Origin of the sequence: Micromonospora sp. MH33, from assembly GCF_003013775.1 — a bacterium.
GTDB classification, from domain to species: domain Bacteria; phylum Actinomycetota; class Actinomycetes; order Mycobacteriales; family Micromonosporaceae; genus Micromonospora; species Micromonospora fulviviridis.
On sequence record NZ_MUYZ01000292.1, the window covers coordinates 1 to 8,759 of the forward strand.

General features: G+C 75.9%; 8 protein-coding genes and 2 pseudogenes. 6 read left to right on the forward strand and 4 right to left on the reverse strand.

All coding sequences use genetic code 11. The features are described from left to right. From B0E53_RS29685 to B0E53_RS29695, 3 genes and pseudogenes are all read right to left on the reverse strand, one after another. A pseudogene (locus B0E53_RS29685) lies at positions 1–221 on the reverse strand (alpha/beta hydrolase); the annotation flags it as partial. 102 nt (positions 222–323) lie between these two features. Continuing rightward, positions 324–716 carry a WhiB family transcriptional regulator gene (locus tag B0E53_RS29690; RefSeq protein WP_107079027.1) on the reverse strand — a complete coding sequence of 131 codons (393 nt, stop codon included), beginning with the start codon at positions 714–716 and terminating at the stop codon, positions 324–326. A 211-nt stretch (positions 717–927) separates the two neighbouring features. Continuing rightward, positions 928–1,635 (reverse strand): SOS response-associated peptidase, encoded by a 708-nt coding sequence (locus B0E53_RS29695; RefSeq protein ID WP_107079028.1) that lies wholly within the window; start codon positions 1,633–1,635, stop codon positions 928–930. A gap of 102 nt (positions 1,636–1,737) precedes the next feature. Here B0E53_RS29695 and aroA point away from each other — a divergent pair, with 102 nt between their 5' ends. The 4 genes from aroA (at position 1,738) to B0E53_RS29715 (ending at position 5,949) form a co-directional block, all read left to right on the forward strand. Beyond that, positions 1,738–3,039, forward strand: a complete 1,302-nt coding sequence (gene aroA / locus B0E53_RS29700; RefSeq protein ID WP_107079034.1) for a 3-phosphoshikimate 1-carboxyvinyltransferase — start codon at positions 1,738–1,740, stop codon at positions 3,037–3,039. 162 nt (positions 3,040–3,201) lie between these two features. After that, positions 3,202–4,143: a ribosome small subunit-dependent GTPase A gene (gene rsgA / locus B0E53_RS29705; protein ID WP_107079033.1), complete on the forward strand. Its 942-nt coding sequence runs from the start codon at positions 3,202–3,204 to the stop codon at positions 4,141–4,143. Between the two features lie 60 nt (positions 4,144–4,203). Further along, positions 4,204–5,022: a histidinol-phosphatase gene (hisN, locus tag B0E53_RS29710; RefSeq protein WP_107079029.1), complete on the forward strand. Its 819-nt coding sequence runs from the start codon at positions 4,204–4,206 to the stop codon at positions 5,020–5,022. Between the two features lie 60 nt (positions 5,023–5,082). After that, a complete protein-coding gene (locus B0E53_RS29715) occupies positions 5,083–5,949 on the forward strand; it encodes a hypothetical protein (protein ID WP_348639681.1) in 867 nt (288 codons plus the stop codon). 1 nt (position 5,950) lies between these two features. Here the strand turns inward: B0E53_RS29715 and B0E53_RS29720 are convergent, their stop codons facing one another. Beyond that, the gene (locus B0E53_RS29720; RefSeq protein ID WP_107079031.1) at positions 5,951–7,192 is read right to left on the reverse strand and encodes a glycosyltransferase; all 1,242 of its coding nucleotides are present in this window, start codon (positions 7,190–7,192) and stop codon (positions 5,951–5,953) included. Between the two features lie 238 nt (positions 7,193–7,430). On the opposite strand from B0E53_RS29720, the gene B0E53_RS29725 reads away from it, so the two are divergent. Both B0E53_RS29725 and B0E53_RS29730 read left to right on the forward strand, forming a co-directional pair. Further along, positions 7,431–8,429 (forward strand): SDR family oxidoreductase, encoded by a 999-nt coding sequence (locus tag B0E53_RS29725; RefSeq protein ID WP_107079032.1) that lies wholly within the window; start codon positions 7,431–7,433, stop codon positions 8,427–8,429. Between the two features lie 59 nt (positions 8,430–8,488). Then, positions 8,489–8,759, forward strand: a pseudogene (locus tag B0E53_RS29730) (sulfate transporter); the annotation flags it as partial.

Here is an 8,759-nt window from a genome sequence, read left to right on the forward strand (position 1 = left end):
GCGGGGGCGCGCCGGCCGGCCACCCGGTACGGCTGGGTCACCCGGATCACGCCCGCCCCGGCGCCGACCAGCGCGTCCCGGACCGCCACCAGGTCCGGGGCGTCCACGTCGCCGCCCGCCCCGTGGCCGAGCACCAGCACGGTGGCGCCGCCGGCCGCCGGCAGGTCGGTGTGGACGCGGGCCGGTCCGCGGGGTGTCCCGATCTCGTCGCTGTGCCGCACCGGCCCATTCTGCGCGCGGCGGTGCCGCGCCGGCCGTCAGGTGGGGAAACGCTGTCGCCCGCGCCCCCGGTGGCGGGAACGCGGGCGACGGCGGAACCGAAATCAGCTCGACGGCACCAGGGTGAGCAGGCGGTCACGGACCGGCGGGCCGGCCTCGTCCACCGCGTCCGGGTCCGGTTGCACCTCGCTGCGCCAGGCGACGAGCATGGCCCGCCGCTCGCGGGGTGTGGTGCCGCCCCAGACGCCGTGGCAGTCGCCCACCTCCAGCGCCCAGGCCAGGCAGGACCCCTGGACGTCGCAACTGCGGCAGAGCGCCACGGCCGCGTCGGCCGGTTCGTTGGGTGCCGGAAAGAACGTCTCCGGGTCCACGCTCTGGCAGGTTCCTCTGGTCCGCCACGCCTCGTCCTGGCGCCGCTCGCGCAGGGCCCGCAGCAGTCGCGGATCTCGCCGCGCGGCGGCCACCTCGTGCGGGCGGGGCATACGTGCCCGTGTCAATACACCCACCTCCCCCGTGGGACCGGCAAATGATCATGAAAGATCGATGGGTGTCATCCGCCCCGTGCGAACAGACGCCCAACACCGGCGCTGTGTTCTATCGCACTTGCACAGGCGCGGACAAGGGTCTTCGGTAAACATGGCTAAACGGCCGGGCGACGTTTCGGGCGCAACCCCGGCAAATCAGCACACGACAATGTGCTGAGTGTGATCAGAACAGCGTCATTTCCGTGTCGGCCTCCGCACGCGCCAGCGGGACCCGGGCGGTCAGCTCCGGGCCGTCGTTGCGGACGTCGCCGACCGCCGGGGAGACCGGACGGATCTCCAGCCCGGCGAGCCAGTCCGGAGCGGGCGGCGCCAGCAGCGCGGCGGGCTCGGCGGTCGGGCCGAGCCAGGACGCCCAGCGCTCCCGGGGCAGCAGCAGCGGCATCCGGTCGTGCACCTCGGCCAGCTCGCCGACCGCCGCGGTGGTCAGCACGCTGAAGGTGAGCCGGGCCTCGCCGGCGGCCTCCCAGACCGACCAGATGCCGGCGAAGGCCAGCACCGAGCCGTCGCGTGGGGTCATGAAGTAGGGCTGCCGCCGGCCGTCGGCCTGCCGGACCCACTCGTACCAGCCGTCGGCCGGGACGAGGCAGCGCCGGCGGCCGAACGAAGGGGCGTACGCCCGGCTGGTGGCGACGGTCTCCACCCGCGCATTGATCATGCGGGCGGCGCCCGCGGCGGTGCGCGACCAGTGCGGGACGAGCCCCCAGCGGCCGACGGAGAGCAGCCGGTGCCCCTCCGGGGCCAGCCGGACCAGCGGCACGGGATCGGTCGGGGCGACGTTGAAGTCCGGCCCGACCCCGCCGGTGGCGTCGGACGACTCGAACAGCGCGCTCAGGTCGCCCGCGCTCCGGGTCGTCGCGTACCTCCCGCACATGGCGCCAACGCTAACCCGCCGCCGGCGTTCCGGCTGTCCCGCCAACCGGGAGCAGGCACGACGCGCGGTTCCACCGGCCCGTGGAGTTGGCAGAATGTGAGCGTGGGGAATCTGACCGCGACCCGGCCGCCGCAGCCGTGGACCGCGCCGACCGCGAGCGACCCGGTCGCCGCGACGCTGCGCCTGCCCGGCTCCAAGTCGATGACCGCCCGGGCCCTGGTGCTCGGCGCGCTGGCCAGCGGCCCGTCGACGCTCGACCGGCCGCTGCGGGCCCGGGACACCGAGTTGATGGCCGGCGGCCTGCGCGAGCTGGGCGCGCACATGTCGGTCTCCGACGACGACCGCTGGCTGGTGCGACCGCATCCGCTGGTCGGCCCGGCGCACGTCGACGTCGGCCTGGCCGGCACGGTGATGCGGTTCCTGCCACCGGTGGCCGGCCTGGCCGAGGGCCGGGTCACCTTCGACGGCGACCCGCACGCCCGGACCCGCCCGCTCGGCCCGCTGATCGGCGCGCTGCGCTCCCTCGGCGTCCGCATCGACGCCCCGCCGACCGGCAGCCTCCCGCTGGTCGTCCTCGGCGCCGGCCGGGTCACCGGCGGCGAGGTGGTCATCGACGCCTCCGCCTCCAGCCAGCTCGTCTCCGGGCTGCTGCTGGCCGGGCCCCGCTTCGACCGGGGCGTGGTGGTCCGGCACGAGGGGCCGCCGGTGCCGTCCGCGCCGCACCTGCGGATGACCGTGCAGATGCTGCGCGCCGCCGGGGCCGCGGTCGACGACACCACCCCCGACGTCTGGGCGGTCGAGCCCGGCCCGCTGACCGGGCGCGGCTGGGAGATCGAGCCGGACCTCTCCGGCGCGGCGCCGTTCTTCGCCGCCGCCCTGGTCACCGGCGGTGAGGTGACCCTCCAGGGCTGGCCGCACAGCAGCCTCCAGCCGGTGGAGCAGCTGCGCGGGCTGCTGCACCGCATGGGCGGCGAGGTGACGCTCGGCACCGCCGGGCTGACCGTGCGGGGCACCGGCACGGTCCGCGGGCTGGACGCCGACCTCTCCGACGTCGGCGAGCTGACCCCGGTGCTGACCGCGCTGGCCATGCTCGCCGACTCCCCGTCCCGGCTGACCGGCGTCGGGCACATCCGGGGGCACGAGACCGACCGGGTCGCCGCGCTGGCGAAGGAGTTCGCCGCGCTGGGCGCGGACCTCACCGAGACCACCGACGGGCTGGAGATCCGGCCCCGCCCGCTGCGCGGCGGGACGTTCCGGACGTACGACGACCACCGGATGGCGCACGCCGCGGCGGTGGCCGGGCTGGCCGTCCCCGGCATCGAGGTCGACGACGTCTCGTGCACCTCGAAGACCATGCCGGAGTTCCCGGCACTATGGTCGGGGATGGTGACCGGCAAGAGCTGACGACGGGGGGACGTCCTGGCGACCAGGCGGCGGGAGTACGACGAGGACGACGTCCGGGTCCGACCCGGCAAGTCGTCGCGCCCGCGTACGCGCACCCGGCCCCGGCACGAGGACGCCGTCGACGGGTTCGTGATCGCCGTCGACCGGGGGCGCTACACCTGCGTGTTCCCCGACGCCGGGCCGGACGACCCGACCGTCACCGCCATGCGGGCGCGCGAGCTGGGCCGCAAGTCGGTGGTGGTGGGCGACCGGGTGGGCCTGGTCGGCGACACCTCCGGCGCCCCCGGCGCGCTGGCCCGGATCGTCCGGATCGCCGAGCGCCGCTCGGTGCTGCGGCGCACCGCCGAGGACGACGCCACCACGGCCGAGGGGCGGCTGGAACGGGTGGTCGTCGCGAACGCCGACCAGCTCGTGATCGTCAGCGCGCTGGCCGACCCGCCGCCGCGCACCGGGTTCATCGACCGCTGCCTGGTGGCCGCATACGACGCCGACATCGACCCGCTGCTCTGCCTGACCAAGGCCGACCTGGCCGGCCCCGAGGCGGTGCTCGGCTACTACACCGAGCTGGAACTGCCGTACGTGCTGATCCGGCCCGACTCGGACCTGGCCGCGCTGCGCGCGCTGCTCGCCGGCCGGATCTCGGTCATGGTGGGGCATTCCGGGGTGGGTAAGTCGACGCTGGTCAACCGCCTCGTCCCGGCGGCCGACCGGGCGGTCGGCACGGTCAGCGCGATCGGCCGGGGCCGGCACACCTCGACCAGCGCCGTGGCGCTCCGGCTGCCCCCGCAGCCCGACAGCGGGACCGACCAGGACCCGGGCTGGATCATCGACACCCCGGGGGTACGCAGCTTCGGGCTGGCGCACGTCTCCGCGGAGAGCCTGCTGCACGGCTTCTCGGACCTGGTGGAGGCGACGGTCGACTGCCCGGCCAACTGCCAGCACACCGCCGACGAGGCGGACTGCGCGCTGGACGCCTGGGTGGCCGCCGGCAAGGCCGACCCCCGCCGGCTGGCCTCGTACCGCCGGCTGCTGGCCTCCCGCAGTGGCGAGGGCGATCCGCGCGAGCCCGAGCGGAACCCCGGCGACCCGCTCGCCGGTTCCTGACCGGCGGAACCCCGGCCACCCGCCGGTCGCGGCCGGGCGCACGTCGCTACCGTGTCGACCATGACCGGGTACGCCGACGACCTCGCCCTCGCCCACCGGCTCGCGGACGCCGCCGACGCCCTCTCCACGGCCCGGTTCCGGGCCCTCGACCTGCGGGTCGAGTCGAAGCCCGACCTGACCCCGGTCTCCGACGCGGACACCGCCGTGGAGCGGGAGATCCGCGCCCTGCTGGCCACCCACCGCCCCGGCGACGGACTGCTCGGCGAGGAGTACGGCGAGCAGCCGGCCACCGGCCCGGACGGGCGGCGCTGGATCGTCGACCCGATCGACGGCACCAAGAACTTCGTCCGGGGCGTACCCGTCTGGGCCACCCTGATCGCGCTGCTGGAGGGCGACCGGGCCGTGCTCGGCCTGGTGTCCGCCCCGGCGCTCGGCCGGCGCTGGTGGGCGGCCCGCGGCGCGGGCGCCTTCGCCGGCCCCGACCTGGCCTCCGGCGCGCCGATCCGGGTCTCCGGGGTGACCACCCTGGCCGACGCCAGCTTCTGCTACTCCTCGCTCACCGGCTGGGAGGAGGCCGGCCGGCTGGAGCCGGTCCTCCAGATCATGCGGGACGCCTGGCGCAGCCGGGCGTACGGCGACTTCTACGGCTACATGCTGCTGGCCGAGGGGGCGCTGGACGTGATGGTGGAGCCGGAACTGTCGCTCTGGGACGTCGCGGCGCTGGTCCCGATCGTCACCGAGGCCGGCGGCACGTTCACCGACCTGGCCGGGCGGCCGGCCCTGGCCGGGGACGGCTCGGGCGGGCTCAGCGCCATCGCCAGCAACGGCCCGCTGCACGACGACATCCTGGCCCGGCTCGGCCGGCCGGCCGAGCGCTGACCCACCGGTAGCCTCTATCCTCGCCAGGTGGTCTCCTCCGGTTGGTGCTTCCTGGCGGCGATGATCGTCGCGTACGGCTTCGCCAACCTCCTCCAGTCGGTGGCCGCGGCGCGGACCACCGTGCACCACACCTTCGATCCCGGGTTGCTGCTCCGGCTGGCCAGTCACCGGACCTACCTGGTCGGGCTCTCCTGCCAGGTCGTCGGCTTCGTGCTGGCCTTCCTGGCCCGCCGCGACCTGCCGCTGTTCCTGGTCCAGGCGAGCGTGGCGGCCGGGCTGGGGGTGACCGCCGTGCTCGGCGTGCTGGTGCTCAAGTGGCGTCTGCCGGCCGCCGAGGTGGCGCTGCTGGTGCTCCTGTTCGGCGGGATCACCGCGCTGGTGCTGGCCGCCGAGCCGGCGCCGTCCCGGCAGCTCGGCACCGCCGGGCTGGTCGGCCTGGCGGTAGCGCTCGGGGTGATCGCGGTGCTCGGCTTCTTCGCCGTCCGGCTGCACGGCGCGCCCGGCTCGGTGGTGCTGGGCTCGCTGGCCGGGATGGCGTTCTCCGCCGCCGCGGTGGCGGCCCGGCCGCTCGCCTCGGCCGACTCGGCGGAGGCGTTCGTCCGTGACCCGCTGCTCTACCTGCTGATCGCCCACTCGGTGGTCGGCCAGCTCCTGCTCGGCCTGGCCATGCAGCGCGGCTCGACCACGGCCGCAGTGGCCGCGATGGACGCTGCCGGGGCGGTGCCCGCGGCGATCGTCGGCCTGCTGCTGCTCAACGACCGGATCTGGCCGGGCCGGGAGTGGCTGGCCGGGCTCGGCTTCCTGGCCACGCTGGCCGCCGTGGTCGGCCTGACCCGCTACGCCGAGCCGCAGCACCACCACGCGGTGGCGCGGGACCGGGAGCCCGCGATGATCGGCGCCGGCTCGGCCGTCCGCGCCCGGCGCTGAGTCAGGCCGCCTCGACGGGTCCACGCTGCTCGGCGGCCACCTCGACGGGGACCGGGGGCTCGGCCGGCTTCCGGCGCCCGATCACCCGCTCGTAGAGCCGCTCCAGCGCGCCGGCCGTCCGTTCCCAGGTGTAGCTGCACCGGACCCGGTCCACCGCGGCGTGCCCGTACGCGAACCGCCCGGCGTTGTCGGCGAGGATCCGGCGCAGGGTGACCCCGAGCGCGCGCACGTCCCCGGGCGGCACCAGCTTGCCGGTCACCTCGTCGACCACCGCGTCGGCGATGCCGCCCATGGCGTAGCCGACCACCGGGACACCGCAGGCCATCGCCTCCAGCGACACCCGGCCGGCCGACGAGTAGTGCGGGGTGCAGGCCACCACGTCGGCGGAGCGGTACCAGGTGGCCATCTGGTCGTGCGGGACCGCGCCGACCAGCTTCACCTGCTCGGCCACCCCGGTCCGCTCGGCCAGCTCGCGCAGCCGGCGCGCCTCGGCGTGGTTGGCGAGCTGCTCGGCCGGCGGGCCGCCGGCGATCACCAGCTCGGCGTCGCCGACCAGCCGCATGGCCCGGATCAGGTCGTCCTGGCCGTGTCCGGGCGCGAGCCCGCCGACGGAGAGGATGCGGGCCCGCTGGTCGCGGGGGGCCGCCTCGCCGTCCGGGTGGAACTGCGCGGTGTCCACCCCGGTCGGCACCATCGCCACCGAGGTGCGCTGCAGTCCCATCCGGGTCAGCTCGTCGACCTCGTCGTTGCACTGGGCGACCGCGATGTCGACGGCCCGGGTCAGCGCCCGTTCCAGCGGGATCCGCTCCCCCGGCCCGTCGTACCCGCCGCCGAGGTGGCGCAGCTGCTCGACGCCGAGGGAGTGGAAGGTCTGCACCACCGGGATGTCGGTCTCGCGGACGGCGTGGGCCGCGGCCAGCCCGCCGACCCAGTAGTGCCCGTGCACCACCTCGGGGGCCCAGTCGCCGGACCACCGCTGCGCCAGCCAGCGGCCGAACTCGGTCACGTACGGCACCAGCTCGGCGGTGGGCAGCGGGGCGGGCGGGCCGACCGGAACGCGCTCCAGGTGGTAGCCGTCCACGTCGACGGACTCCTGGCCCGGCGCGTCGCGGCGCTCGTACACCCGGACGTCGTGGCCCCGTACGGCGAGCTCGGTCGCCACCCGCGCGATGTGCTGGTGCGTCCCGACGGTGGGACCGTCTACGGACGGGCCGGCGTGCGCGCACACAAGGCCGACGCGCATGGTGCACCTCCATGCGTTCTCGCGAGCGGTGGGGTCCTCCGGTCAGAGGGTCCCATTAACCCGGCCCCGGTGCGCCGAAACCTGGCAGATCGGGAGCGGACCGACGGACCGTCGCGCGGATGGGACAGCGCGCGGCACGGTCGCGTTGCGGACAGGTTGCCCGAACTGGCGGCGAACCAACCGTGATCCGGGCGACTCGGGCGGCATGACCCGGCCGGACCGGGGGTACGGGCGAGGAATGCCTCTCACCCGCAGCCTCGACGACGCCACGGTCGTGATCACCGGCGCCTCCAGCGGGATCGGCGCGGCCACCGGGTACGCGCTGGCCCGCCGGGGCGCCGACGTGGTGCTGGCCGCCCGGAGCGAGGAGGCGCTGCGCCGGGTCGCCGACCGCTGCCGGGAGCTGGGCGGGCGGGCCCTGGTGGTGCCGACCGACGTGACCGACCCGGAGGCGGTGGTGCGGCTCGCGGCGCGGGCGGCGGCCGAGTTCGGCAGGATCGACGCCTGGGTCAACAACGCGGCGGTGGGCACGGTGGGGCTCTTCGACGAGATCCCGGTGACCGAGTTCCGCCGGGTGGTCGAGGTGAACCTGCTGGGCACCGTCTACGGGACCAGGGCGGCACTGCCGTGGCTCGACGCGGCCGGCGGCGGGGTGCTGGTCAACAACGCCTCGGTGCTGGCCGAGGTGGCCATGCCGTACCAGTCGGCGTACAACGCCACGAAGCACGCGATCCGCGGGCTGGCCGACACGGTCCGGCAGGAGCTGCGGGTCACCGGCCGGGGCCACATCTCGCTCTGCACGGTGCTGCCGGCCAGCATCGACACCCCGTTCTTCCGGCACGCCGCCAACCACACCGGCCGGGAGCTGACCCCGCCCCCACCGGTCTACCCGCCGGAGCTGGTGGCCGAGACGATCGTCCGGCTGCTGCGCCGGCCACGGCGGGAGGCGTACGCCGGTGGCGCGGCCCGGCTCATGGGGCTCCAGTGGCGGCTCGCCCCGGCGCTGGCCGAGCGGGTGCTCGGCTGGTACACCGCGCGCACCCAGTTCGGCCCGGGCGTACGCCTGGACGCCACCGGCAACGTGTTCCGGCCCGACGCGGCGGCCGAGCGGACCGACGGGTGGCAGGGCCGGCGCGCGCAGCTGATCCGGCTGACGGCGGCCTTCGGGCTGGCGGCGGCCGGCACGGCGGTGGGCACCGTGGCGGCGATGAGCCGACGTTCCCGGACGGACCGCTGATGCGTCCCGCCGACCGGACTGATGCGCGTCGGGGGGCGGGCATGCACAATGGGACGATCATGCCGACGGACGTGCGCTGCCTGGTGGAGACGGACGAGTCCTCCGCCGTCGTCCGGCTGACCGGCGTGCTGGACCTGGCCGGGCTCGACACGGTCCGGGGCGCGCTGCTCGCCCAGCTCTGGCAGCGGCCGGGCGCGGTGATCGTCGACCTGTCCGGGGTGCGGATCGCCGATCCGGCGGCCCGGGGCGTCCTCGACGACGCACACCGCGTGGCGGCCGACTGGCCCGCCGCCGGCCTGCTCGTGCTGGACCCGGCCGGCCGGCCGGGCG